Origin of the sequence: Kitasatospora sp. NPDC008115 (assembly GCF_042957205.1) — a bacterium.
In the GTDB taxonomy this organism is placed as follows: Bacteria; Actinomycetota; Actinomycetes; order Streptomycetales; family Streptomycetaceae; genus Kitasatospora.
Genome location: NZ_JBIBHU010000001.1, coordinates 468,134 through 492,808, shown reverse-complemented (window position 1 = coordinate 492,808; position 24,675 = coordinate 468,134). Strand labels below are relative to the sequence as shown.

Below are 24,675 nucleotides of genomic sequence, written 5' to 3'. Positions count from 1 at the left end.
GGGGGCGTGGGGCGCGGTCGCCCCATGGGACGGCGACCGGCCTCAGCCGCCCGTCAGGTACCGGCGGCCCGGGAGCTGCTCGAAGATCAGATTGGTCCGGGTCTGCGCCACCGCGGGGTGGGTGGTCAGGTGGTCCACGACGAAGTCGCGCAGCTCCTCCGGGCCGGCCACCCCGACGTGCAGCAGGTAGTCGTCGGACCCGGCCATGTGGAACACCGCGAGGACGCCCGGCAGGTCGGGGGCGGTGCCGCGGAAGCTCTCGTTCTGCTCACGGGTGTGGGCCCGGAGCCGGACCGAGATCATCGCCTGCAACGGCAGCCCGATGGCGGCGGGGTCTATCTCCGCCCGGAAGGCGCGGATGACGCCGCGCTCGCGCAGTGCCCGCACCCGCGCCAGGCACGTCGAGGGGGCGATGCTCACGGCCTCGGCGAGCGCGTTGTTCGGCGTCCGGGCGTTCTCGGCGAGGACGCGCAGGATCGCGCGGTCGGTGTCGTCGATGGGCGCCCGGGGGGCCTGCGGATAATTCGGCACGCCGCTCAGGGTCGCCGACCGGGCCGCAGATCCGCAACATCGACGCGGACGATTCCGAATGTTCTGCGGAAGACTTTCGCCGAGGCGGTCGAAAGTTCCATCCTGGCGGTCGAGCGGACCCGCGCCGCACCCGTCCCCCAGCGACCCCGGAGCGCCGCACCCATGAGCCCCACGACCGTCCGCCCCGCCGCCCCGGTCCACATCGACGCGGCGCCGGAGAGCGGGGACTTCGCGATACCCGCCGAGGGGCTCACCGACGGCGAGCGGCTGCGCGCCCTCGACCGGATGGACGGCTACCTGACGCGCAAGCGCCGGCACCTGGTCGGCTACCAGGCCACCCAGGAACTCGCGGGCAGCGCCCTCGACCTCGCCCGCTTCATGCTGAGCAACATCAACAACCTCGGCGACCCGTTCCAGAGCGGCGGCTACAAGCCGAACACCAAGGTCGTCGAACGCGCCGTGCTCGACTACTACGCGCGCCTCTGGCACGCCGGGCGCCCGTACGACCCGGCCGACCCCGAGTCGTACTGGGGCTACATGCTCTCCATGGGCTCGACCGAGGGCAACATGTACGCCCTCTGGAACGCCCGCGACTACCTGACCCGGCCCGGCGCGCCCCGCCCGGTGGCGTTCTACTCGGAGGACACCCACTACTCCTTCGCCAAGGCCGTCCGGGTGCTGGGCGTCGACACCTTCCACGCGGTCGGCACCGCGGACTACCCGGGCCAGTGCCCGCTCGGCGGCGACTGGCCCGCCGAGGTGCCCTCGCTGCCCGGCCCGTCCGGCCACTCCTGGGACGGCCCCGGCGCCGTCGACGCGGAGAAACTGGCGGTGCTGGTGGAGTTCTTCGCGGCGAAGGGCCACCCGGTCTTCGTCAACTTCAACCTCGGGAGCACGTTCAAGGGCGCCCACGACGACGTCCGCGGCGCGTGCGAACGGCTGCTGCCGGTCTTCGAACGGCACGGCCTGCTCCCGGACGCCGGCGGCAACGGGCGCCGGGGCTTCTGGATCCACGTCGACGGCGCGCTCGGCGCCGGGTACGCGCCGTTCCTGCGGCTGGCCGCCGAGGACCCGGCGGCGTACGGCTGGGCGCCGGAACCCGGCGCCGGCGCACCCGAGTTCGACTTCGGCCTCACCCTGCCGAGCCGCTCCGGCGGGGAGGTCGACCTGGTCGCCTCGATCGCGATGAGCGGCCACAAGTGGGCCGGCGTGCCGTGGCCGTGCGGCGTCTTCATGACGAAGGCCAAGTACCAGCTCGAACCGCCCACCCAGCCCGAGTACATCGGCGCGCCGGACAGCACCTTCGCCGGCTCCCGCAACGGCTTCTCCCCGCTGGTGCTCTGGGACCACCTGTCCCGGCACTCCTACCGCGACCAGGTCGACCGGATCCGCCGCTCCCAGGACCTGGCCGCCCACCTGGAACGCCGTCTGCGCGAACTGGAGCAGGAGACCGGCGCCGAACTGTGGCCGGCCCGCACCCCCGGCGCGATCACCGTACGCTTCCGCAAGCCCAGCGCCGACCTGGTCGCCAAGTGGTCGCTGTCCTGCGAGAACGTCCTGACCACCCCCGGCGACCCGGCCACCCTGCGCGGCTACGTGCACGTCTTCCTGATGCCCTCCGTCGACCGCGCCAAGCTGGACGCCCTCCTGTCCGACCTCGCCCGCGACCCGCTCATCCTCGGCGCACCCGCCTGACGGGGGCCGGATAAACCGGTGGCAGCGGTGGCGGCGGGGTTGTTACGCTCGCCGCTCCGTTTCGCTTCAGCTGTGGGCCGCCGTGCCCTTCGAGAGGGTGTCTTGATGTCCCGGACCGCGCCGAGTGCGCCTCGCCACACTGCCTGACGGATCGTCGTCGAGGCCGCTCGGCCTGCTCTTGCTGTCATCGTTGACCTCCAGCAAGGAGCACCCCGGGTGTCCAGCACCTCCAGCACCACCAGTAGTGCCCAGAAGACCGCCACCTTCGCCTGCGCGTGGTGCGGCCTGACCGTGTCCACGTTCGCCGGCGACGGCGCGCGGCGCAACCACTGCCCGTCCTGCCTGCACTCGCGGCATGTCGTCGACCATGTCGAGGGCGGCCCGAGCGAGTGCCACGGGCGGATGTCGCCGATCGCCATCGCGGTGCTGCGCACCGGCGACTGGATGATCGTCCACCGCTGCGTGCGCTGCGACGAGTTGACGTCCAATCCGGTCTGCCCGGACGACAACCAGCTCATCCTGATGCGCGTCGCCGTCCGGCCGCTGGCCCAACCGCCGTTCCCGCTGGAAGCGTTCGGGTCCCTCTGAACCGCCGTACACGAGAGGGGGCACGACCATGCCACGACAGGGGAACGACCGCGGCCACCGCCGCCGGCAGCGACCCAAGGACGTGCTGCACGCCCGGGGCGGGCACCGGGCGAACGATTTCCGGTGCGTCGGCTGCCGGTTGGACGTCCCGTTGGACGCCCCCGGCACCGCGCACCGCAACCACTGCCCGAACTGCCTGGCCAGCCTGCACGTCGACCGCCGGGTCCCGGGCGACCGGGCCGCCGACTGCCGGGGCCGGATGGAGCCGCTGGGCATGTCCGTCCGCGCCGACGGCGAGTGGATGATCGTCCACCAGTGCCTGTCCTGCGGTGAGTTGAGCACCAACCGGATCGCCGGCGACGACAATCCGCTGCCGCTGCTCAGGCTCGCGCTCAAGCCGCTGCGGGACGCGCGGGCCTACGCCCGGCGCACGCTGCTCGGCATGTAGCCGCCGGGGCCCCCGCGCGCGGAGGGGGAGGGGTCAGGGCTCGGGAAGCCGGATCCGGGCCGCGGCGGGAGCCGGGCCCACCTGCCGCCGGGCGATGCCGGGCGGGGCCCGCCGGGCTAACTCCCCCCGCCGGCCTGGTCGCCGCCCCCCGTACGGGCGGTGACCAGGCCGGACTCGTAGGCCGCGATGACCGCCTGCGCGCGGTCGCGCACGTCGAGCTTGCCGAACAGGCTGGTGATGTGGTTCTTCACGGTGGAGTGGCTGATGTCCATGACCCGGGCGATCCCGGCGTTGTCGAGCCCGGTGGCCATCAGCCGCCACACCTCCACCTCGCGGGGCGTGAGCTCCCCCGTGGCGACGGCGGGCGGCGGCTGGGCGCCGAGCGGCGCCCGGACGTAGGCGGAGATCAGCCGGGTGAGCAGGCGCGGGGCGACCACCGCCTCCCCGGTGCGGACGGTGCGGATCGCCGCGGCGAGGTCCTCCGGCGAGACGTCCTTGGGCAGGAACCCGTGCGCGCCGGCGCGCAGCGCGGCCACCACGTACTCGTCCATGTCGAAGGTGCTGAGCGCGAGGACCCGGCACTCGGGCAGGGTGCGGGCCAGCTCCTCGGTCGCGGCGACCCCGTCCAGGACCGGCATCCGGATGTCCATCACCACGACGTCGGGGCGCAGCCGGTGGGCGAGCGCGACCGCCTGCTCGCCGTCCCCGGCCTCGCCCACCACCTCGAAGGCGGGGTCCGGCGAGAGGATCAGCGACAGACCGCGCCGGACCAGCGGCTGGTCGTCCACGATGAGGACCCGGATCCCGGGCGTCTCGGCCGTCACCGGTACACCACCCCTTCGTGCTCTTCGCGCTCTCCCTGTTGGACGGCCGCCTCGGCCGCCTCCTCCGGCGCCAGCGGCAGCTCGGCCAGCACCGCGAAGCCGCCCTCCGGCCGGGGCCCGGTCTCCAGGGTCCCGCCGTGCAGCGCGACGCGCTCGCGCATCCCGAGCAGCCCGAACCCGCCGCCGCCCCGGCCCGGGTCGTGCTCGGCGTCCTGGGGCGGCACGCCCCGGCCGTCGTCCCGGACCTCGACGGCGACCCCGTCCGGTCGGTACGTCAGCAGGACGGTCGCCCGGGCCGGCCCCGCGTACTTGCGGGCGTTGGTGAGGGCCTCCTGGACGATCCGGAACACGGTCAGCCCGACGGTCGGCGGCAGCGGACGCCGGGGCCCGCGGACGTCGAGGTCGGTCGGCAGCCCGGCCGCGCGGGACTCGTCCACCAGCCGGCCGAGGTCCTCCGCCCCGGGCTGGGGCGACGGCGGGGCGGCGTCCGGTTCGTCACCGGCCCGCAGGACGTTCAGCAGCTGGCGCATCTCGCGCAGGGCCAGCCGCCCGGAGGACTCCAGGGTGACCAGCGCGTCCCGGACCACCTCCTGGTTGCCGAGGTTGGCGCGGGCGCCGCCGGCCATCAGCTGCATGGTGGTGATGTGGTGGGCCACGATGTCGTGCAACTCCCGTGCGATGCGGCGGCGTTCCTCGGCCACCGCGCGGTCGGCCAGCAGCTTGCGGTTGGCCGCCACCTCGCGCTGCCAGCGGGCGACGGCGAGGCCGGCGCCGGCCACCAGCGCGCTGGAGAGGAAGGGGGCGAAGATCCCCTCCGCGGAGGGGACGGTGAACATGCTCTGGCCCAGCATCATCGTCGTGCCCGTCGCCACGGTGGCGCCCACGGCGACCGGCCAGGGCCGCTGCCGGGCGACCGAGAACAGCGCCACCGTCAGGACGGCACCGAAGCGGATGCCCATCGGGGCCAGCAGGTTGACCACGGTTTCGAGCACCAGGACGGCGGCCAGCGCCTGCGCCGGGCGGTGGCGCCGGGCGAGCAGCGGCACGCCCGCCAGCAGCAGGGAGACGAAGCCCGGCACACTGACGCTGGTGGTGCCGTCCACCTGGCTGACGAGCAGGTAGGCGACCAGGTCGAGGAGACTGGCGCCGACCGCCACCAGGGCGTCGGCCTGGGTCCACGGCGGAGTCCACGCCGTACCGTTCGCACGGCTCGGCCGTTCCTCGTCCACGGCCGCGCCGCCGCGCTGACGCCCGTCCATCCTCGTCCCTTCCGGCCGACCAGCGCTGATGCCCCATTCTGGCACTGCCCCGGCGGACCCCGGATGGTCCCCACGGCCGAGGACGGGCGGGCGGACCAGGAGCACGGTCCCGGTTGCGGGCCGGCGGGGGACCGGGGGCCCCGGCCCGGATCGTCCGCTGCTCGGACGCCCGGGGCCCCCTCGCCTGATGGTCTTGGAACAGGCCGGGAACCCCCGGCGACGAGCGACGTTCGCGTCCATCAGCCGGAGGGCACCGTGATCCGCGCACTGACCGGATTCTCCACCAGAAACGCCTGGAAGGTGATCGCCCTGTGGGCGGTCCTGGGAGTCGGCCTCGGCGTGCTGGGGCCGATGCTGCTCGGGCGCGTCACCCAGTCCCAGACGGGCGACTTCCTGCCGCGCAGCTACGACTCGGCCGCCGCCCTGCGGATCGCCGAGGAGCGCTTCGGGGTGAAGCCAGACGCCACCACGGTCACCGTGCTGGTCGCCCGGACCGACGGCAAGGCGCTCACCGACGCCGACCAGCGGCGGATCGAGGCCGAGGCGGCGAAGCTCGGCGAGCGCCGGGTCGTCATGCCCAGGAAGGACGACGAGCCGGAGTTCCTCGTCCCCGACCGCTCCCAGACCCCCCGGGTGGCCCCGGCGATGACGGCCCCCGACCGGAGCTTCGAACTGCTCTCCGTCGAGCTGACCGGCAACGCGGTGGACCCGGGCGTCCAGGACGTCTACCGCACCTTCCGCGACTCGGCCCGCGCGCAGTTCGCCGACGCCGGGATGCGCACCGGGTTCACCGGCGGCCTGGCCGAGGCGGCCGACAGCGCGGACGACAACCGCACCGCCACCATCATCGGCGGCGCCCTCGTCTTCGCCCTGATCGTGCTGCTCAACGTGCTGGTGTTCCGCAGCGTGCTCGCCGCCGTGCTGCCGCTGCTCGCCGTCACCATGATCAGCGGAGTGGCCGGCGGAGCCGTGGCGGGCGCCGCGATGCTCACCGGCCTCAAGCTGGACGCCTCCACCCCCGGCCTGATCACCGTGGTGCTGCTCGGCATCGGGATCGACTACCTGCTGTTCCTGCTCTTCCGGTTCCGCGAGCACCTGCGGGCCCGGCCCGACCAGCCCGCCCGCGAGGCGGCCGCCGAGGTGTCCGGCCGGGTGGGCACCGCGATCACCTCGGCCGCGCTGACCATCGTGGCCGCCTTCGCCACCCTGGGCGTGGCGACCTTCGGCCAGTTCCGCTCGCTCGGCCCGGCCATCGCCGTCGCCGTCCTGGTCATGCTGCTGGGCAGCCTCACCCTGATGCCGGCCCTGCTCGCCGTCTGCGGCCGCGGGATGTTCTGGCCCTCCCGCAGCCTGAGCCGGGAACCGCGCGGGGGCTTCGCCGCCCGCTACGGGGCGCTGGTCGCCCGCCGGCCGCTGGCCCTGCTGCTCGCCTCCGTCGCACTGCTCGGCGCGCTCGCCGCCGGGATGACCGGGATCCGGATGGACTACGGCATGGGCGCCGGCTCCACGACCGCGGCGGCGGCCACCGCCGCGGAGATCTCCCGTGCCCTGCCGGCCGGCGTGTCCGACCCGACGACCGTCTACGTCACCGCGGACGACGGCGGCACCCTCACCCCCGGCCGGCTCGACGGCCTCTCCCGCGGCCTCGCCGGTGTCGACGGCGTCGGCCAGGTGGGCGCCACCGTCCTCAACGCGGACCACCGCGCCGCCCGGATCGACCTCTACCTGACCGCCGACCCGCAGAGCCAGCGGGCCCGCGACCTGGCCTCCGGCCCGGTCCGCGACGCCGTCGCCGCCCACAAGCCGGCCGGGACGAGCGCCCACGTCGGCGGCACGGCGGCGGTCTTCGCCGACGTCTCCGCCGCCGTCGACCACGACCTGACGATCGTCTTCCCGGTCGCCGCCGCCCTCATCGGCCTGATCCTGCTGCTCCTGCTGCGCAGCCTGCTCGCCCCGTTGGTGCTGATGCTCTCCGTCGGCCTCGGCTTCGCCGCCACCCTCGGCGCCGCCACCCTGCTGTTCCAGCACGTGCTGGACGACCCCGGCGTCAGCTTCACCCTCCCCCTGGTGCTGTTCCTGTTCGTCGTCGCCCTGGGCACCGACTACAACATCCTCATCACCGACCGGATCCGCGAGGAGATGCACCACCCCGGCCCGGCCCGCGCCGCCGTCGCCCGCGCCGTCCGCCACACCACGCCGGCCATCGCCACCGCCGGCCTGGTCCTCGCCGGCTCCTTCGCCACCCTGGCCACCACGCCCGGCAGCGAGCAGATCGCCTTCGCCCTGACGCTCGGCATCCTGCTCTCCGCCATCGTCCTCTCCCTCGCCCTGGTCCCCGCCCTCGCGACCCTCCTCGGCCGCTCCCTCTGGTGGCCCCTCCGCCCCGCCCCGGCCCACCCCGCCCCGGCCCCCACCCCCGCTCCCACCCACTACGCCCCCACCCCCTGATCGGCGCCCGCCTGCCCAGGGCGCTCCGGAGGCCCGGCCCCACCCCGAAGGGGCCGGGCCTCCACCCTTTCCGGGCGGGAGTGCCGGCCGCGGCCGCCGCGCGACCGGTGCGAAACCCCCGCGCGACCGGCCGACGGGGCGTCGTCGAGGAAACATATGCCGGCGATATGCCGTGCTGCCTAGGCTCCTGTGCATGCGCGTGCTGATCGTCGAGGACGAGCCCTATCTGGCCGAAGCCGTCCGGGACGGTCTCCGGCTGGAAGCGATCGCCGCCGACATCGCCGGCGACGGCGACTGCGCCCTGGAACTGCTCGACGTCAACTCCTACGACCTCGCGGTCCTCGACCGTGACGTCCCCGGCCCCTCCGGCGACGAGATCGCCCGACGGATCGTCGCCTCCGGCAGCGGCATCCCGATCCTCATGCTCACCGCCGCCGACCGGATCGACGACAAGGCGTCCGGGTTCGAACTCGGCGCCGACGACTACCTCACCAAGCCGTTCGAGCTCCGGGAACTCGTCATGCGGCTGCGGGCGCTGGACCGCAGACGCGGGTACGCCCGGCCCCCGGTCCGCGAGATCGCGGGCCTGCGGCTGGACCCCTTCCGCCGGGAGGTCTTCCGCGACGGACGCCACGTCGCGCTCACCCGGAAGCAGTTCGCCGTGCTCGAAGTCCTGGTCGCCGCCGAGGGCGGTGTCGTCAGCGCCGAGGAACTCCTGGAACGGGCCTGGGACGCGAACGCCGACCCCCTCACCAACGCCGTCCGCATCACCGTCTCCGGCCTGCGCAAACGACTCGGAGAACCATGGCTCATCGCCACGGTGCCCGGCGTCGGCTACCGGATCGACACCGGCGGCACTCATGCCTAGGCACCCGGTGAGCAGGCACCCGGCGAGCAGGCCCCGGTGAACAGGCGCCCGGTGAACAGGCGCCCAGGGCTCAGCGCCCGCGTGAAGCTCACCGCCAGCTACGCCGGATTCCTCCTCGTCGCCGGCACTCTCCTGCTGGCCGTGGTGTGGGTCTTCCTGCTGCGCTACGTACCCGACAGCTCCCAGGGCCTGCTCGGGGTCGCACCCAACCGCTACCTCCTCGTGCGCACGTTCGCCCCCGCCGCGGCCGTGGCACTGGCCTTCCTGCTGCTGTTCGGCCTGTTGGGCGGATGGATCCTCGCCGGCCGGATGCTCGCACCGCTCACCCGGATCGCGGACGCGGCACGGACGGCCGCGAACGGGTCACTGTCCCACCGGGTCCGCATGCCGGGCCCCCGGGACGAGTTCCGCGAACTCGCCGACGCGTTCGACATCATGCTCGAACAACTCGAAGCCCACGTCACCGAGCAGCAACGGTTCGCCGCGAACGCCTCCCACGAACTGCGCACCCCGCTGGCGATCTCGAAGACGCTCCTCGACCTCGCCCGCACCGACCCCACGCGGGACCGGGAGGAACTGATCGAACGCCTCCACGCCGTCAACGCGCGGGCGATCGACCTCACCGAGGCCCTCCTGCTGCTCGGCCGCGCCGACCGCAAGGGCTTCTCCCGCGAGCCCGTCGACCTGTCCCTCGTCGCGGAGGAAGCCGTCGAAACGCTGCTCCCCCTCGCCGAGCGGCGTCGGATCACGCTCGACGTCACCGGCGAGCAGGCACAGGCCCTCGGTTCCGCGGAACTCATCCTGCGGATGGCGACCAACCTCGTCCAGAACGCCATCGTCCACAACCTCCCCGCCGGCGGCACCGTGACGGTCCGCACCGGATCGCAGCACGGCGCGAGCGTGCTGCGGGTGGAGAACACCGGCCCCCGGGTCGTCCCGGCGGAGGTCCTGCCGACCCTCACTGAACCCTTCCGGCGCGGGACGGAACGCACCCGCACCGACGAGCACGCCGGGGTCGGCCTCGGGCTGGCCATCGTGCACAGCATCGTCCGGGCACACGACGGGACCATCGACCTCGCACCCGGCCCCACCGGCGGTCTCCTCGTCACGATCCGGCTTCCGAGCGGCTCCTAGAGCTTTTGGCGGCGGACCCGTGTCGCCGGCGTATCGGGAATCGCGTACGCCACCGCAACAGTCCGCCGTCTTCAGTGGAGTCCTGCACCGGTCGATTCGGCGATCAGCAAAGGACCATGACCATGGATTCGGATTCCGCACGTGGCATCAATCGGCGGCGGCTGCTCGGGTGGGGCGGGTCGGCGGCCGCCGGCGTGGTGACGGCCGCCGCGTCGCCGGCGGGAGCCCGGCCCCGTCAGGGCGACCCGGCCCCGGCCGACTCCGACATCCCGCCGGCCACCCGTCCCGGCGGAGCCTACGACCAGTACGTGGCGAAACTGGCCGCCGAGGGGAGGTTCTCCGGCGTGGTGCTGCTGTCGTACCGGGGCCGGACGGTGCTGTCCCGCAGCTACGGCATGGCCGACAGGGAGAGGGGGATCCGCAACCACGAAGGCACCGCGTTCAGCCTCGGCTCGGCGGGCAAGCCGTTCGGCGCGGTGGCCGTCCTGCAACTGGCGCAGCAGGGCAGGCTGAGCCTGTCGGACACGGTCGGCACCCACCTGGAGGGCTTCGCCGAGGACATCGCCGAGCGGGTGACCATCCACCACCTGCTCACCGGCACCTCCGGACTGAACACCCCGGACGAGGACGTCCAGCGCGTCTTCCGGAGCCGGGAGGAGGTGCACGAGTACCACGAGCGGTGGGTCCGGCAGTCCGCGCCGGTGGCCGCCCCCGGTACTCGCACCAGCCATTCCGGCGCCGATGTCGGCATCCCCGCGTTGATCGTGGAGGCCGTGAGCGGCACGTCGTACTGGGACTACGTGCAGGAGAACGTCTTCGGGCGCTGCGGCATGACCGGATCGGCGTTCTGCACCAGGCCGCAGTGGCTCACCGACGAGCACATCGCGCACCCGTACATGACGCTGGCCGACGGAAGCCAGGTGGACGCGGTCCGCAACCTCGACAAGGGCAGCCCGTCCCCGGAGGTACTCGGCAAGAACCCGGGCCGCACCTTCATCGACACCCCCGGGGACGGCGGCTTCGCCACCGCACCGGACCTGGTCCGCTTCGCCCGCGCGCTGTGCGACGGCACCGTGCTGCACCGTCCCTGGGCCGAGCTGCTCACCGGGGCCAAGATCCCCCACAGCGGTTCCTCGTTCGGGGCCTACGACATGCCGGTCCGCATCGTCGACGGCCAGTGGGTGTTCGGCCGCGCCGGCGGCAACCCCGGCGTCAGCGCCAACTGGAACGTCTACCCCCACACCGGCTGGGTCGGCGTGGTCCTCGGCAACTGCGACGGCCTGCCACTGCAGGAGATCACCGGCAGGGAGACACAGGCCATCACCGGCGCCGCCCCCGGCGGCGGGACCGGCGGCTGAAACGGCGGCTGAAACGGCCCGGCGGCCGAGAGACGGGAACGACGAAGGCCCCGGCCGCTGAGCGGTCGGGGCCTTCGGCTGCCCTGGCGGGCAGAGGCGGAGGATACGAGATTCGAACTCGTGAGGGGTTGCCCCCAACACGCTTTCCAAGCGTGCGCCCTAGGCCTCTAGGCGAATCCTCCGAGGGAGAGCTTAGTACATGTTTCGGGGTGGTCGCGACCACGTATGTCGCAGGTGAGGGGTCGGGGCGGCCTGCGGATGCGGGGGTGGGGGTGGTGGTGGAGGGGAGGGGCCCGGATCCGGTACTGTTGGGGGCAGCCCCTCGTGTGGCGTCATCTTTCTGAATCCCCCCAGGGCCGGAAGGCAGCAAGGGTAGGAGAGCTCTGGCGGGTGCGCGGGGGGTCTTTGCGTTCCCGGGAGCGCGGGGGCGGTCGGGGGACGACGCGTTTGTCGGTCCGTCCCGATATCGTCGGTGGTGTGTCCCTAGCCCTGTACCGCCGCTACCGCCCCGAGACCTTCGCGGAGGTCATCGGGCAGGAGCACGTGACCGCTCCGCTCCAGCAGGCCCTGCGCAACAACAGGGTCAACCACGCGTACCTGTTCAGCGGCCCGCGCGGCTGCGGCAAGACGACGAGTGCGCGCATCCTGGCCCGCTGCCTGAACTGCGAGCAGGGGCCGACGCCCACGCCGTGCGGTGAGTGCCAGTCCTGCCAGGACCTCGCCACGGGCGGGCCCGGGTCGATCGACGTGATCGAGATCGACGCCGCCTCGCACGGTGGTGTGGACGACGCGCGTGAGCTGCGTGAGCGGGCGTTCTTCGCGCCGGTGCACAGCCGGTACAAGATCTTCATCCTGGACGAGGCGCACATGGTGACCTCGGCCGGCTTCAACGCGCTGCTGAAGGTGGTGGAGGAGCCGCCGGAGCACCTCAAGTTCATCTTCGCGACCACCGAGCCGGAGAAGGTGATCGGGACGATCCGGTCCCGGACGCACCACTACCCGTTCCGGCTGGTGCCGCCCGGCACGCTGCGCGACTACCTGGCGGAGGTGTGCGGCCGGGAGGGGATCCAGGTCGAGGACTCGGTGTTCCCGCTGGTGGTGCGGGCGGGTGCCGGGTCGGTGCGTGACTCGATGTCGGTGATGGACCAGCTGCTGGCCGGCGCGACCGAGGGCGGGGTCACGTACCAGATGGCCACCGCGCTGCTCGGGTACACGGACTCGGCACTGCTGGACGAGGTGGTGGATGCGTTCGCCGCGCACGACGGGGCGACGGTGTTCCAGGTGATCGACCGGGTGGTCGAGGGCGGGCACGACCCGCGGCGGTTCGTCACGGACCTGCTGGAGCGGCTGCGCGACCTGGTGATCCTCGCCACAGTGCCGGACGCGGGGGAGAAGGGTCTGATCGACGCCCCGGCGGACCGGGTCGCGGTGATGCAGGCGCAGGCGGACGCGTTCGGGGCGGCCGAGCTGAGCCGGGCGGCGGACATCGTCAACACCGGGCTGACCGAGATGCGCGGCAACGCGGCGCCCAGGCTGCAACTGGAGCTGATCTGTGCCCGGGTGATGCTGCCGGGCGCGTACAGCGACGAGCTGTCGTTGCAGGCGCGGTTGGACAAGCTGGAGCGCAGGGCCGCGGCCGGGGGGCTGGCCGGCGGAATGCCTGGGGGAACGGCCGGCGGAATGGCCGGGGCCATGGCGGCGGTCGCTCCGGTGGTGATGCCGGAGGTGGTGCAGCAGCCGGTTCCGCAGGCGATGCCGCAGCCGGCCCCGCAGGCGGCTTCGGTGCAGCAGGCCCCCGCGCCGCCCGCGCAGCCGGCCGGGCCGGCGCCCGGGGCGTGGCCGATCAAGCGCAGCTTCCCGCCGGCCGGGGACGCACCCGCGCCCGCAGCCGCACCCGCTCCGGCGGCGGCCCCCGCGGCCGTGCAGCCGCCCGCGCCACCCGCCGCTGCCCCGGCCCCCGCCCCGGCCCCGGCCGCCGTGCCCGGCGGGCAGCCGTCGGCGGCGGCGCAGCAGGGCGCGGCGCAGGTGCGCCAGCTGTGGCCGCAGATCCTGGAGGCGGTGAAGAACCGCCGCCGGTTCACCTGGATCCTGCTCAGCCAGAACGGCCAGGTGGCCGGTTTCGACGGCAGCGTGCTCCAGGTCTCGTTCATCAACGCGGGCGCCCGCGACAGCTTCGTCAGCAGTAACAGCGACGACGTGCTGCGGTCCGCGCTGGCGGACGCGCTGGGCGTGGACTGGCGGATCGAGTGCATCGTGGACCCGTCGGGCGGGGCGGGCGGCGCCGCCGCCAGCACCGCGACCGCGACCACGGGCGGCGGGGGCGGTTGGGGTGCCCCGCCGGCGCGTCCGGTGGCGTCCGCGCCCCCGGTGCAGCCCGTCGCTCCGGCGCCCGCACCCGTGGCCGCGCCCGTGCCGCAGCCGCAGGCGGCGCCGGCCGCGCCGGTGCCCCCGCCCGTCCAGGCTCCGCCCCCGGCGGCCCCGGCTCGTCCGGCGCACCCGGCGCGGGCGGTGGCCCCGGAGGACGACATCCCGGAGGAGGACGACCCCGATCTCAACGAGGAGGCGTTCTCCGGCCAGGAGCTGATCATCCGCGAGCTGGGCGCCACGGTGCTGGAGGAGATCCGGCACGGTGGGAACTGACCAGCACGTAGGCTCGTCGAGGACGACGCCCCAGGTACAGACCGAACGCAAGGAGTGAGCCGTGTTTCCCGGTGGTGGCCAGCCCAACATGCAGGCGCTGCTCAAGCAGGCGCAGAAGATGCAGCAGGACCTCGCCCAGGCGCAGCAGGAGCTGGCCGAGGCGAAGGTGACCGGCTCGGCGGGCGGCGGCCTCGTCGAGGCGACGGTGTCCGGTTCCGGGGAGCTGGTGGCGCTGACCATCGCCCCGGCCGCCGTGGACCCGGAGGACACCGAGACGCTGGCGGACCTGGTGCTGGCGGCCGTCCGGGACGCCAACCAGGCCGCGCAGAAGATGCAGGCCGAGCGGATGGGCCCGCTGACCCAGGGCCTCGGCGGCGGGATCCCCGGCCTGCCGTTCTGAGCCGGGCGGGACGGCCCGGGGGACGCCGGGCCGAAGAACGCCGGACCGGTGGACACCGGACCGGGGGACGCCGGGCCGTAACGGTCCGGAGTTCAGACGGTGGACCTGTGTGATTTATGCGGGAGTCGGGCGTCGGGCGGTGTGCCCGGCGTCCGATTCGTTGGATGATGGCACCGGAGCACCCCCGTGCGGGTGCCACCCGGTCCGACCCGAGGGAAGGCACGACGTTGTACGAGGGCGTGGTTCAGGACCTGATCGACGAGCTGGGCAGGCTGCCCGGCGTCGGGCCCAAGAGCGCGCAGCGGATCGCCTTCCACGTCCTTCAGGCCGACCCCGTCGACGTCCGCCGGCTGGCGCACGCGCTGCTGGAGGTCAAGGACAAGGTCCGGTTCTGCGCCGTCTGCGGCAATGTCGCGGAGGCCGAGCAGTGCCGGGTCTGCCTCGACCCGCGCCGTGACCTCGCTGTCATCTGCGTCGTCGAGGAGCCCAAGGACGTCGTCGCCATCGAGCGCACCCGGGAGTTCCGCGGCCGCTACCACGTGCTGGGCGGCGCGATCAGCCCGATCGAGGGCGTCGGCCCGGACGATCTGCGGATCCGCGAGCTGCTGGCACGGCTCGCCGACGGCACGGTCACCGAGCTGATCCTGGCCACCGACCCCAATCTGGAGGGGGAGGCGACCGCCACCTACCTGGCCCGGCTCTGCAAGCCGATGGGCCTGAAGGTGACCCGCCTGGCGAGCGGCCTGCCCGTCGGCGGGGATCTGGAGTACGCGGACGAGGTCACGCTCGGCCGCGCCTTCGAAGGGAGACGACTGCTCGATGTCTGACCGGACGATCAACCAGCAGCCCCACACGCCCCACCAGGCCGGACCGGAGCAGGACCGGCGCACCACCCAGGACGCCCCGCACACCCCGCACACGCACGGGCACGGCTCCGAGCCGGACGACTTCGCGGTGCAGATCGCGGACTCGGTGGAGAGCTTCGTGCTCTCGGTGACCGAGGTCGCCAAGGGCGACGAGCCCGGCAGCGCCGTCTCGCTCCTCCTGCTGGAGGTCTCGCAGCTGCTGCTGGCCGGCGGCCGGCTGGGTGCCATCGAGGACGTCGTCCCGGACGACCGTTTCGAGCCCGACACCGGTCCTGAGCCGGACGGCGAGCAGCTGCGCGAGCGGCTGGCCGAGCTGCTCGCGCCGATCGACGTCTACCACGAGGTCTTCGACCCGTACGGGCCGCCGGAGAAGCCGAACGCCTTCCGGATCTCGGACGACCTGGCCGGGGTGGTGGGCGAGCTCCAGCACGGGCTCACCCACTACCGCGAGGGCCGGGTCAGCGAGGCGCTCTGGTGGTGGCAGTTCTCGTACCTGTCCAACTGGGGCACCACCTGCACGGCCGTCCTGCGGGCGCTGCAGTCGCTGATCGCGCACGTCCGGCTGGACAGTCCGATCGGGGCGGCGCCGGACGGGGCGGACACCGACAACGACGGGCTCACCGACGAGCAGCTGGAGCAGCAGGCCGGTGACCTGATGGCGGCGGAGCTCGGCCTGGGACGGTAGGCCGCGGGATTCGGCTGCGGGATTCGGCTGCGGGATGCGGCCACGAGGTGCGGCCACGGCGTGCGCCGCGGAGTTGCGCCGCGTGGACTGTGACGGAAGCCTCACTCTCCCCCGCCGGGAGGAAAACCCCGGGGCGTCCGTCCGTTCGTCCGCCGATTCTTCGGAGCGGCGGGGGCCCGCCAGCAGACCTGCCGGTCGGGCCGCCCGCACCCCCGCTCACCTGCCGAAACGTGTGTCTCATCATATGGAAAGCGGAGGTCGGGGCACCCCCGCTCGGTAGACTGGCGCCGACCGCACTACCCCCGCCACCCGGGGGTGCGGGGGCCGATCGCCCCCGAAGACGACACAAGTCGAGGAGCGCACGTGGGCCTTGTCGTGCAGAAGTACGGCGGCTCATCCGTTGCGGATGCCGAGGGCATCAAGCGCGTGGCCCGTCGAATCGTTGACGCCAAGAAGGCCGGCCATGAGGTCGTCGTCGTGGTGTCCGCGATGGGCGACACGACGGACGAGCTCATCGAACTCGCGGAGCAGGTGTCACCTCTCCCCGCCGGCCGCGAGTTCGACATGCTGCTGACCGCTGGAGAGCGCATCTCCATGGCGCTGCTGGCCATGGCGATCAAATCCCTGGGCCACGAGGCGCAGTCCTTCACAGGCAGCCAGGCCGGCGTCATCACCGACTCCGTCCACAACAAGGCGCGCATCATCGACGTGACGCCGGGCCGCATCCGCACCGCCCTGGACGAGGGCAACATCGCGATCGTGGCCGGTTTCCAGGGCGTCTCGCAGACGAGCAAGGACATCACCACGCTCGGCCGGGGCGGCTCGGACACCACCGCCGTCGCCCTCGCCGCCGCCCTCAAGGCGGAGGTCTGCGAGATCTACACCGACGTGGACGGCGTGTTCACCGCCGACCCGCGCGTGGTGAAGAAGGCCCGCAAGATCGACTGGATCGCCTACGAGGACATGCTGGAGCTGGCCTCGTCCGGGTCCAAGGTGCTGCTCGACCGCTGCGTGGAGTACGCGCGCCGCTACAACATCCCGATTCACGTACGCTCGTCGTTCTCGGGCCTTCCCGGGACGATCGTCAGCAACGACAACCCGAACAAGCCCGAAGGGGGCGAGATGGAGCAGGCCATCATCTCCGGAGTCGCCCACGACACGTCCGAGGCGAAGGTCACGGTCGTCGGCGTCCCCGACAAGCCGGGCGAGGCGGCCCGCATCTTCCGTGCGATCGCCGACGCCGAGATCAACATCGACATGGTCGTGCAGAACGTCTCGGCGGCCTCGACCGGCCTGACGGACATCTCCTTCACCCTGCCGAAGACCGAGGGCCAGCGGGCCATCGAGGCGCTCGACCGGGTCAAGGAGGGCATCGGCTACGAGTCGCTCCGCTACGACGACGCGATCGGCAAGATCTCGCTGGTCGGCGCGGGCATGCGCTCCAACCCGGGCGTCACGGCGACGTTCTTCGAGGCGCTCTCGGCGGCCGGCGTCAACATCGAGCTGATCTCCACCTCGGAGATCCGCATCTCGGTGGTCACCCGCGCCGAGGACGTCAACGCGGCCGTCCAGGCCGTCCACTCCGCCTTCGGGCTGGACAGCGAGTCGGACGAGGCCGTCGTCTACGGAGGCACCGGGCGATGACCCGGCGGCCGAACCTCGCCGTCGTCGGCGCCACCGGCGCGGTCGGCGAGGTGCTCCTCGGCCTGCTCTCCCTCCGCCAGGACATCTGGGGCGAGATCCGACTCGTCGCCTCCCCGCGCTCGGCCGGCCGCAAGGCGGTCGTGCGCGGGGAGCCCGTCGAGGTGGTCCCGCTCACCGAGGAGGCCTTCGAGGGGATCGACGTCGCGCTGTTCGACGTCCCCGAGGAGATCGCCGCCCGCTGGGCGCCGATCGCGGCCGCCAAGGGTGTCGTGGTGGTCGACAATTCCGGCGCGTTCCGTCTGGACGACGCCGTTCCGCTCGTGGTGCCCGAGGTGAACGCGGCGGCCGTCCGGATGCGCTCGCGCGGCATCGTGGCGAGCCCCGACTCCACCACGCTGACCATGATCGCGGCGATCGGCGCGCTGCACGCCGAGTACGGCCTCGAATCGCTGGTCGTCGCCTCCTACCAGGCCGCCTCCGGGCTCGGCCGGGCCGGCACGGACACGCTGCGCGCGCAGCTCGCCCAGGTGGCCGGCACCGACGTCGGCGAACAGACCGGCGACCTGCGTGCGGTGATCGCCGACCACGGACCCTTCGCCGCCCCGCTCGCACTCAACGCGGTGCCCTGGGCCGGCGTGCTGACGGACGGCGGCTGGTCGTCCGAGGAGCGCACGGTGCGCGACGAGTCCCGCAAGATCCTCGGCCTGCCGCGGCTGAAGGTCTCCGCCACCTGCGTGCGGATCCCGGTGGTGCGCACCCACGCGCTGGCCGTGCACGCCGTGTTCGAGCGCGAGGTCACCCAGGAGCACGCCCGCGAGCTCCTGGCGGAGGCCCCCGGGGTGGTGCTGTACGACGACCCGGCGGCGGGCGAGTTCCCCACGCCGAACGACGTGGTGGGGACGGACCCGGTGTGGGTGGGCCGGCTGCGGCGGGCGCTGGACGACCCGAACGCGCTGGACCTCTTCCTCTGCGGGGACAACCTGCGGCGGGGCGCGGCACTGAACGCGCTTCAGATCGCCGAGCTGGTGGCCGCCGAAGGCGCTGCGGGCGCTGCCGACGAGGTTTAGGCCGACGGCGTTTCAGAGCGACGGTGTTCAGCCCGACGGCGTTCAGGGCGACGACGTTGAGGCCGACGATGCGCGCGGCCCCGTTTCGGACGAGGTGTGAGGGCGCCGGCCCGGCTCTGCGCGGTATGTTCGCCGACTGCGCGAGGAATCCTCGCCGAATCCCCTGGAGGGGCGTTCCGTCCATGCGGAAGAATGTCCGCCGGGCGGGGCAACCATGACAGGGGATCGAGTGTCCAACGGGCGTGGCGAACGTGATGGTGGGGGCAGGAACGGGGATCTCGGCGACAGCCGCGGTGTCGTTCCCGTCGCGTGCCCAGCGGCCTGCGGATAGGCCGGAAGACGACCAGATGACGGCAGTCGCACCCGGCGCCGCGGATTCCGGTGCCGGTACCGCCGGTACCGCCGCCGGGACCAGCGAAGATCTGCTCACCGAGACCTATCAGGCACACTACCGATCCCTCCTGAGACTGGCGGCGCTGCTGCTCGACGACCTGTCGAGCTGTGAGGACGTCGTCCAGGAGGCCTTCATCCGGGTGCACGCGGCCCGGCGGCGGGTGCGCGAACCCGAGAAGACGCTGGCCTATCTGCGGCAGACCGTGGTCAACCTGTCCCGCTCGACACTGCGGCGCAGGATCCTCGGGCTGCGGTTGCTGCAGAAGCCGATGCCTGACATGGCCAGTGCAGAGGAAGGCGCCTACGATGCGCTGGAACGCGACCAGTTGAAGGTCGCGCTGCGGGGTCTGCAACGCCGTCAGCGGGAGGTTCTGGTGCTGCGCTACTTCGTGGACATGACGGAGGCGCAGGTGGCGGAGACCTTGGGCATCTCGCTCGGTTCGGTGAAGGCGTACGGCTCACGAGGTCTCGCCGCGCTGCGGGTCCAGATGGAGGCGGAGGCCGGGCATGGCTGAGAACGATCGCACGGACACCGGCGGGGACCATGCCCCGCCGGGCGCGGAGCACGAGGAGCGGTTCGTCCGGGAGTTGATGGAGCGGGCGGTGGCCGACGTGCAGCCCGCGCCCGGCAGCCTCCAGCACATCCGGCGGGCGATCCCGCGCCGGCGGGCGGTTCGGCGCGGAGCCTGGACGGGCGCCGCCGCCGTGGCCGCCGCGGCCTCCCTGCTGCTGCCGGCCCTGCACACGGCGGACCACCTCGGCCTGTCCGGCGGCCCCGGCTCGCCCGGCGCCGCGGGCGGGAGCGCCTCCGCGACCGTCGCGGGCACCGTCCCCGGCGGTGCCACCGGCACGCCCGACCTGCCGTCGGCCCCCGGCGCCGGGCTGCCGTCCGTGCCGGGCAGTCCGTCCGGCACCGTCGGCGGCTCGCCGAGCGCCGGGCCGAGCACCAGCCGCCCCGCGCCCGGCACCTCCGCGCCCTCCACGGCCACCAGCAGCGGCGGGGCCAACGCCGCGGTGCCGGCACTGTGCACGCGCTCCGACCTCGGGCAGGGCACCTCGAACCTCGGGGCCGCGGACGCCGAGGGCCGGATCTACGGCTCGTTCACGGTGACCAACGTCTCCGGGCGCAGTTGCCGGCTGGGCGGGCCCGGGTCGGTCACCGTCACCGGTGCGGCGGCGGACACCGGCCGGATCCGGGTCGCCTTCCACACGGCCGGCGACCCGGCGACCGAACTGCCCGCGCCCGGGCCCTCGTCCGGCCCCGCGACGGGGAAGGACGCGGGGAGCGACGGGCCCGTCCTCGCGCCTCGGGCCGGGTACCGGGTGGACTTCGCCTGGATTCCGGACCCGGCCGGCTGCCCCGACGTGTCCGGCGGCGGGTCGGCCTCGCCGAGCGCGTCCACCGGCACCGGCCAGCCGGGCACGTCCGGCGGCGGAACGACGGGGGGCGGTACGACGGGCGGCGGTACGACGGGCGGCGGCGCGGGCGGTACCGGCACGGCGAGCGGCGGCCCGGGGACGGGGACGGGGCCGGGGACAGGGCCGGGGACGGGCTCCGGTTCCGGCGCGAGCGGAGGTACGGGGGGCTCGGGCTCGCTGCCGGGCGCCGGCGAGGGCGAGGGCGGCGCCGGGTCCGGATCGGGTTCCGTGTCCGGGGCGGGCACCGGGCCCGCGTCCGGCGGTGAGGTGGCCGGCTCGGGGACGGGCGGGGCCTCCGGCGGGGGCTCGGCGGGCACGGGCGGTGGCGCGGCCGGTCCGGGCGCCGTGAGCGGCGGGCCGGGGACGTCGGCGGGCGGTACCAGTGGGGTGCCCGGGGTGGTCCCGGCGTCCGACCCCACCGTGGAGCCGACCACACCGCCCCGGCCGACCACGACGACGGGCGCGCCCACAGGTGCGCCGAGCCCGTCGGCCACGACCACGTCCGGCCCGAGCAAGCCCGCGGCGAACGTCACCCTGGCGTACACCCCGGCCCCGGGCAACCCGGCCGCCGCGACCGCCGTCCTGCCCGGCGCCTGCGCCGGCACGGTCTACCGGACATCCCCGCAGCTCCTCACCCCCGCCCCTGGCACCTCCCCCTCGGCCGGCTGACCCGCCGCAGAGGCGGCAGCCCTGCGCGGGGAATGGGAAGTCGGCGGGTCCGACTTCCTGCTCCAGGGTGGGCGGAGTATGTAGACCGGTCAGCATATTTGGGCCGCCGGTGGGTCGGCGGCAGCCCTGCGCGGGGAGTGGGAAGTCGGCGGGTCCGACTTCCTGCTCCGGGGGTGGGCTGGGTATGTAGACCGGTCTGCATATTCGCTGGTTAGGCGGGGCGTGGGCTGGTGCACGGGAGTGGGAGGTCGGCGGGTCCGACTTCCTGCTCCGCGGGTGGGCTGGGTATGTAGACCGGTCTGCATATTCGCTGGTTAGGCGGGGCGTGGGCTGGTGCACGGGAGTGGAAAGTCGGCGGGTCCGACTTCCTGCCCCGCCGGTGAGCTTGGCATGTAGACCGGTCTGCATATTTCCCGTGGCCGGGAGCAGGGCGCGGAGGGGTGCACGGGGGCCCTGGGGATGGGCGAGGTGTGAGGAGTGGTTACCGTGGGGGGTGTGTACCGGTTCCTCCTCACCCCGCGCTGGCTGAGCGGCACCGCACTGGCCGTGGCGGCCGTCGCGGTGTGCGTCTGGCTCGGCTCCTGGCAGCTCGGCCGCTTCGAGGACAGGGTCTCCTCGCACCAGGAGATCAGCCGGACGGCTGCCGACGGCGGCGCGCCCCGGCCGCTCGACGAGCTGCTGTCGGCCGAGCGCCCGCAGGTCACCACCGACACCGTCGGCCGCGCCGTGACGGTCACCGGCACCTTTGACGAGCAGCACCAACTGCTCGTCCCCAACCGCGTGTTGGACGGCAAGCAGGGCTACTACGTGCTCACCCCGCTGCGCACCGCCGACGGCCGGACCGCCGCCGTCGTCCGTGGCTGGGCCGCCGGCGCGCCCCCGGCCGGGGCGGCCGCGACCGCGACCGCATCCGCGCCGACCGGCGAGGTGACCGTGACCGGCCGCCTCCAGGCCGGCGAGAACAGCGGCAGCGGCGGCGCCGTGGCCGGCGGCCTCCCGGACGGCCAGCTCGGCACGATCAACCGGGCCGCGCTCGTCAACAAGCTCGAACTGGACGGCTGGTACGACGGCTGGGTCTCCACCGACACCGCGGCGGACGGCCTCACCCCCGTGCCGACCGTGCAGCCGCAGGGCGGCGACGGCCTCTCCCTGCGCGCGTTCCAGAACCTCGGCTACACGCTGGAGTGGTTCGTCTTCGGCGGCTTCGTCGTCTTCATGTGGTTCCGCCTGATGCGCCGCGAGGCGGAGGCGGAGCAGGACCGGGCCCTCGGACTGGACCCGGTCCTGGACTGACGCGCCGCTGATCAGCGGGGCTTCACCGGCGGAACGGTCGGCTTGCCCGGCGCGGGCGCCGGCGCGGACGGGACGGCCGGCGTCGGCACAGCAGACGGAACACCGGGCGAGGACGCACCGGACGACGGAACACCGGACGACGGCGAGGCGGTCGGCGGCGCGTTGTCGCACCTACGGCCGCTGCCGTCGTCGCCGCTGCCGTTGTTCCTGGAGTTGTACGTGTCGGTGTGGTGCCGCGTCTTGCGGCCGCCCTTCGACCCCTTCGACCCCTTCGACCCGCTCGACCCGCCGGACCCCTTCGAGCCCGACTTGGCGAGCACCACCACGCCCTCCTCCGTCGTGCGGAACGCCGCCTTCACCGCCGTGGAACCCACCGTGGGGGAGGGGAACGGCGACGAGGAGGCCGAGGGCGAGGACGGCGGCGGACAGGCCGCGCTCCCGCCCCCGCCCTCGTCGTCGTCCTGCCCCGAGCAGCCGGTGAGCACCAGCACCCCGGCCACCCCGGCCCCCACGATCACCGACAGACGCCTCACGCCGTACCCCCCGTTCTCCTACGTCCCTGCTGCTACTCCGTGCGCGCCTGATTCTCGCCCACGGCCGGACCACCGAGGTGCCGGCGGACGAAGTCGATCTCCAGCCGCAGCTGCTTGATCCGCTCGTCCACCACCAGCGACCCGTGCCCGGCGTCGTACCGGTACACCTCGTGCGGCTTGCCGAGCCGCTCCAGCCGCTCGACGTAGTTGTCGATCTGCTTGATCGGGCAGCGCGGGTCGTTCACCCCGGCGCTGATGTACACCGGCACCCGCACCCGCTCGACGTACGTCAGCGGCGAGGACGCCGTCCAGCGCTCGGGCACCTCCTCCGGCGTGCCGCCGAACAGGGTGCGGTCGATCGCCTTCAGCGCGTCCATCTCGTCGTCGTACGCCGTCAGGTAGTCCGCGACCGGCACGGCGGCGACGCCGAGGCTCCACAGCTCCGGCTGCGTCCCGAGCCCGAGCAGCGTGAGGTAGCCGCCCCAGGAGCCGCCGGACAGCACCAGCCGCTCCGGGTCGGCCAGCCCGCTCGCCACCGCCCACTCCCGCACGGCGGCGATGTCCTCCAGCTCGATCAGCCCGACCCGCTCGCGCAGCGCGTCCGTCCAGGCCTGGCCGTAGCCGGTGGAACCGCGGTAGTTGACCCGGACCACCGCGAAGCCGTGGTCCAGCCAGGCGGCCGGCCCGGCGGCGAAGGAGTCGCTGTCGTGGTGGGTCGGGCCGCCGTGGACCTCGAAGACGGTCGGGAACGGCCCCTCGCCGGCCCCGGCCGGCCGCTGGACCAGCGCGTGCACCCGCCCGCCGGGCCCGTCCACCCACACGTCCTCGACCGGCACCGAGCCGGGCGGGACGGTACCGGGCGCCCGCAGCACCACGGCGCCGGCGGTGGAGCGCACGGCGGACGGCTCGGCGGCGGAGGACCAGAGGAACTCCACGGTGCCGTCCGGCCGCGGGGTGGCGCCGCCGACGGTGCCGCGCGGGGTCTCCAGGCGGGTGAGCACGCCCTCGTCCAGGGAGAACGAGAACAGCTCGCTGCGCGCCTCGTACTCGTGCTCGATCAGCAGCGACCGGGCGTCCGGCCGCCACTGGGCGGAGAGGTCGCCGGGCAGCTCGTGGCCCTGCTCGTCGCGGAGCACCAGCGCCGTCTCGACGCCGGTCGCGACGTCCCAGATCATCGGCTCCCAGCGGCCGGTGCGCTGGTGGGCGACCAGCAGCCGGGTGTCGCCGTCGAGCGGCGCGAAGCCCAGGCAGGCCACCCCGCGCGGCTCGTCGCGGCCGGTGACCTCGTCCAGCTCCGCCACCGTGGAGACGGCGTCCCCCTCGGCGGGCAGCCGTACGACGCGGATCGCGCCGTGCATGGCGTCGCCGTGCTCGGTGTGGTCGATGGCCAGCAGGGTGGCGTCGCGGCTGAGGTCACCGACGCCGCCGTACTCGGCGTGCCGGTAGATCTCGACGGCCTCGGCCGCTCCGGCGCGGCGCAGGTGCAGGGTGGTGCCGCCGTCGTCGGTGGACCGGCCGACCACCACGGTGCCGTCCCGGCCCAGGGCGAGGCCCGCCTCGTAGGACGGGGCGAGGCCGGGGACGGCCTCCTCGTCGGGGCCCTCGGCGCCCTCGGGGCGGCCGGCGAAGGGCCGGCGGCGCCAGATGCCGAACTCGTCGCCGTCGTTGTCGTCGAACCACCAGATCCACTCGCCGTCGGGGGACAGCTCGGCGTCGGTGGTGCCGTTGGGGCGGTCGGTGACCTGCCGGTGGGTGTCGGTGGCGCGGTCCCACGCGTAGACCTCGTAGGTGCCGCTGGCGTTGGACACGTACAGCGCCCGGTCGGGGGCGTCCTCCGCCCAGTCCGGCAGGGAGACCCGTGCCGCCCTGAACCGCTGCTCCCACGCCGGTACGGCGCTCTTCTCCTCGCTCAT

21 protein-coding genes, 1 tRNA gene and 1 other RNA gene are annotated in these 24,675 nt (G+C 73.8%); 17 read left to right on the top strand and 6 right to left on the bottom strand.

The annotated features are described in order from the left end of the window. Positions 1 to 42: 42 nt before the first annotated feature. Positions 43 to 531, bottom strand: a complete 489-nt coding sequence (locus ACFZBX_RS02155; RefSeq protein WP_391530903.1) for an Lrp/AsnC family transcriptional regulator — start codon at positions 529 to 531, stop codon at positions 43 to 45. Between the two features lie 162 nt (positions 532 to 693). Between ACFZBX_RS02155 and ACFZBX_RS02150 the strand changes: the two genes are divergently transcribed. The 3 genes from ACFZBX_RS02150 (at position 694) to ACFZBX_RS02140 (ending at position 3,262) form a co-directional block, all read left to right on the top strand. Further along, positions 694 to 2,226: a histidine decarboxylase gene (locus tag ACFZBX_RS02150; protein ID WP_391530902.1), complete on the top strand. Its 1,533-nt coding sequence runs from the start codon at positions 694 to 696 to the stop codon at positions 2,224 to 2,226. A gap of 216 nt (positions 2,227 to 2,442) precedes the next feature. After that, the gene (locus ACFZBX_RS02145; RefSeq protein ID WP_391530900.1) at positions 2,443 to 2,814 is read left to right on the top strand and encodes an RNHCP domain-containing protein; all 372 of its coding nucleotides are present in this window, start codon (positions 2,443 to 2,445) and stop codon (positions 2,812 to 2,814) included. A 28-nt stretch (positions 2,815 to 2,842) separates the two neighbouring features. Next, positions 2,843 to 3,262 carry an RNHCP domain-containing protein gene (locus tag ACFZBX_RS02140; protein ID WP_391530899.1) on the top strand — a complete coding sequence of 140 codons (420 nt, stop codon included), beginning with the start codon at positions 2,843 to 2,845 and terminating at the stop codon, positions 3,260 to 3,262. A 116-nt stretch (positions 3,263 to 3,378) separates the two neighbouring features. On the opposite strand, the gene ACFZBX_RS02135 is transcribed toward ACFZBX_RS02140, so the two are convergent. Both ACFZBX_RS02135 and ACFZBX_RS02130 read right to left on the bottom strand, forming a co-directional pair. Further along, a complete protein-coding gene (locus tag ACFZBX_RS02135) occupies positions 3,379 to 4,086 on the bottom strand; it encodes a response regulator (protein ID WP_391530897.1) in 708 nt (235 codons plus the stop codon). Further along, positions 4,083 to 5,345 carry a sensor histidine kinase gene (locus ACFZBX_RS02130; RefSeq protein ID WP_391530896.1) on the bottom strand — a complete coding sequence of 421 codons (1,263 nt, stop codon included), beginning with the start codon at positions 5,343 to 5,345 and terminating at the stop codon, positions 4,083 to 4,085. The genes ACFZBX_RS02135 and ACFZBX_RS02130 overlap by 4 nt, the downstream gene beginning before the upstream one ends. Before the next feature lie 255 nt (positions 5,346 to 5,600). On the opposite strand from ACFZBX_RS02130, the gene ACFZBX_RS02125 reads away from it, so the two are divergent. From ACFZBX_RS02125 to ACFZBX_RS02110, 4 genes are all read left to right on the top strand, one after another. Further along, entirely contained in the window at positions 5,601 to 7,793 is a 2,193-nt protein-coding gene (locus tag ACFZBX_RS02125; RefSeq protein ID WP_391530894.1) for an MMPL family transporter, read from the top strand. Between the two features lie 193 nt (positions 7,794 to 7,986). Then, positions 7,987 to 8,661 carry a response regulator transcription factor gene (locus tag ACFZBX_RS02120; RefSeq protein WP_391530892.1) on the top strand — a complete coding sequence of 225 codons (675 nt, stop codon included), beginning with the start codon at positions 7,987 to 7,989 and terminating at the stop codon, positions 8,659 to 8,661. 51 nt (positions 8,662 to 8,712) lie between these two features. Then, the gene (locus ACFZBX_RS02115) at positions 8,713 to 9,795 is read left to right on the top strand and encodes a sensor histidine kinase (protein WP_391530891.1); all 1,083 of its coding nucleotides are present in this window, start codon (positions 8,713 to 8,715) and stop codon (positions 9,793 to 9,795) included. Positions 9,796 to 9,917: 122 nt separating this feature from the next. After that, positions 9,918 to 11,153: a serine hydrolase domain-containing protein gene (locus tag ACFZBX_RS02110; RefSeq protein WP_391530890.1), complete on the top strand. Its 1,236-nt coding sequence runs from the start codon at positions 9,918 to 9,920 to the stop codon at positions 11,151 to 11,153. Between the two features lie 97 nt (positions 11,154 to 11,250). Here ACFZBX_RS02110 and ACFZBX_RS02105 read toward each other — a convergent pair. After that, positions 11,251 to 11,335 (bottom strand) — tRNA-Ser (locus ACFZBX_RS02105). 134 nt (positions 11,336 to 11,469) lie between these two features. Between ACFZBX_RS02105 and ffs the strand changes: the two genes are divergently transcribed. The 10 genes from ffs (at position 11,470) to ACFZBX_RS02055 (ending at position 22,229) form a co-directional block, all read left to right on the top strand. After that, positions 11,470 to 11,560: signal recognition particle sRNA small type (ffs, locus tag ACFZBX_RS02100), an RNA gene on the top strand. A 70-nt stretch (positions 11,561 to 11,630) separates the two neighbouring features. Next, positions 11,631 to 13,793 carry a DNA polymerase III subunit gamma and tau gene (locus tag ACFZBX_RS02095; protein ID WP_391530888.1) on the top strand — a complete coding sequence of 721 codons (2,163 nt, stop codon included), beginning with the start codon at positions 11,631 to 11,633 and terminating at the stop codon, positions 13,791 to 13,793. Positions 13,794 to 13,854: 61 nt separating this feature from the next. Beyond that, positions 13,855 to 14,193 carry a YbaB/EbfC family nucleoid-associated protein gene (locus tag ACFZBX_RS02090; RefSeq protein WP_380679590.1) on the top strand — a complete coding sequence of 113 codons (339 nt, stop codon included), beginning with the start codon at positions 13,855 to 13,857 and terminating at the stop codon, positions 14,191 to 14,193. A gap of 227 nt (positions 14,194 to 14,420) precedes the next feature. Continuing rightward, entirely contained in the window at positions 14,421 to 15,020 is a 600-nt protein-coding gene (recR, locus tag ACFZBX_RS02085; protein WP_030392621.1) for a recombination mediator RecR, read from the top strand. Continuing rightward, complete coding sequence (locus ACFZBX_RS02080) at positions 15,013 to 15,744, top strand: DUF5063 domain-containing protein (RefSeq protein ID WP_391530886.1); 732 nt, start codon at positions 15,013 to 15,015, stop codon at positions 15,742 to 15,744. The genes recR and ACFZBX_RS02080 overlap by 8 nt, the downstream gene beginning before the upstream one ends. 363 nt (positions 15,745 to 16,107) lie before the next feature. Beyond that, complete coding sequence (locus tag ACFZBX_RS02075; protein ID WP_380761108.1) at positions 16,108 to 17,388, top strand: aspartate kinase; 1,281 nt, start codon at positions 16,108 to 16,110, stop codon at positions 17,386 to 17,388. Beyond that, complete coding sequence (locus ACFZBX_RS02070; protein ID WP_391530885.1) at positions 17,385 to 18,455, top strand: aspartate-semialdehyde dehydrogenase; 1,071 nt, start codon at positions 17,385 to 17,387, stop codon at positions 18,453 to 18,455. The genes ACFZBX_RS02075 and ACFZBX_RS02070 overlap by 4 nt, the downstream gene beginning before the upstream one ends. Positions 18,456 to 18,802: 347 nt before the next feature. Continuing rightward, entirely contained in the window at positions 18,803 to 19,363 is a 561-nt protein-coding gene (locus tag ACFZBX_RS02065) for a SigE family RNA polymerase sigma factor (protein ID WP_380761104.1), read from the top strand. Then, entirely contained in the window at positions 19,356 to 20,936 is a 1,581-nt protein-coding gene (locus ACFZBX_RS02060; RefSeq protein ID WP_391530883.1) for a hypothetical protein, read from the top strand. The genes ACFZBX_RS02065 and ACFZBX_RS02060 overlap by 8 nt, the downstream gene beginning before the upstream one ends. A 486-nt stretch (positions 20,937 to 21,422) precedes the next feature. Next, complete coding sequence (locus ACFZBX_RS02055) at positions 21,423 to 22,229, top strand: SURF1 family protein (protein WP_391530882.1); 807 nt, start codon at positions 21,423 to 21,425, stop codon at positions 22,227 to 22,229. 11 nt (positions 22,230 to 22,240) lie between these two features. Here the strand turns inward: ACFZBX_RS02055 and ACFZBX_RS02050 are convergent, their stop codons facing one another. Further along, positions 22,241 to 22,762 (bottom strand): hypothetical protein, encoded by a 522-nt coding sequence (locus ACFZBX_RS02050; RefSeq protein ID WP_391530880.1) that lies wholly within the window; start codon positions 22,760 to 22,762, stop codon positions 22,241 to 22,243. 32 nt (positions 22,763 to 22,794) lie between these two features. Beyond that, positions 22,795 to 24,675, bottom strand: a complete 1,881-nt coding sequence (locus tag ACFZBX_RS02045; RefSeq protein WP_391530879.1) for a prolyl oligopeptidase family serine peptidase — start codon at positions 24,673 to 24,675, stop codon at positions 22,795 to 22,797.

What these genes read in the sequence shown, in the direction of transcription:
- ACFZBX_RS02120 (WP_391530892.1), top strand. Translation starts at nt 7,987, where the DNA reads ATGCGCGTGCTGATCGTCGAGGACGAGCCCTATCTGGCCGAAGCCGTC.
- ACFZBX_RS02110 (WP_391530890.1), top strand. Translation starts at nt 9,918, where the DNA reads ATGGATTCGGATTCCGCACGTGGCATCAATCGGCGGCGGCTGCTCGGG.
- ACFZBX_RS02045 (WP_391530879.1), bottom strand. Translation starts at nt 24,675, where the DNA reads ATGAGCGAGGAGAAGAGCGCCGTACCGGCGTGGGAGCAGCGGTTCAGG.
- ACFZBX_RS02065 (WP_380761104.1), top strand. Translation starts at nt 18,803, where the DNA reads ATGACGGCAGTCGCACCCGGCGCCGCGGATTCCGGTGCCGGTACCGCC.
- ACFZBX_RS02080 (WP_391530886.1), top strand. Translation starts at nt 15,013, where the DNA reads ATGTCTGACCGGACGATCAACCAGCAGCCCCACACGCCCCACCAGGCC.
- ACFZBX_RS02130 (WP_391530896.1), bottom strand. Translation starts at nt 5,345, where the DNA reads ATGGACGGGCGTCAGCGCGGCGGCGCGGCCGTGGACGAGGAACGGCCG.
- ACFZBX_RS02150 (WP_391530902.1), top strand. Translation starts at nt 694, where the DNA reads ATGAGCCCCACGACCGTCCGCCCCGCCGCCCCGGTCCACATCGACGCG.
- ACFZBX_RS02140 (WP_391530899.1), top strand. Translation starts at nt 2,843, where the DNA reads ATGCCACGACAGGGGAACGACCGCGGCCACCGCCGCCGGCAGCGACCC.
- ACFZBX_RS02060 (WP_391530883.1), top strand. Translation starts at nt 19,356, where the DNA reads ATGGCTGAGAACGATCGCACGGACACCGGCGGGGACCATGCCCCGCCG.
- ACFZBX_RS02070 (WP_391530885.1), top strand. Translation starts at nt 17,385, where the DNA reads ATGACCCGGCGGCCGAACCTCGCCGTCGTCGGCGCCACCGGCGCGGTC.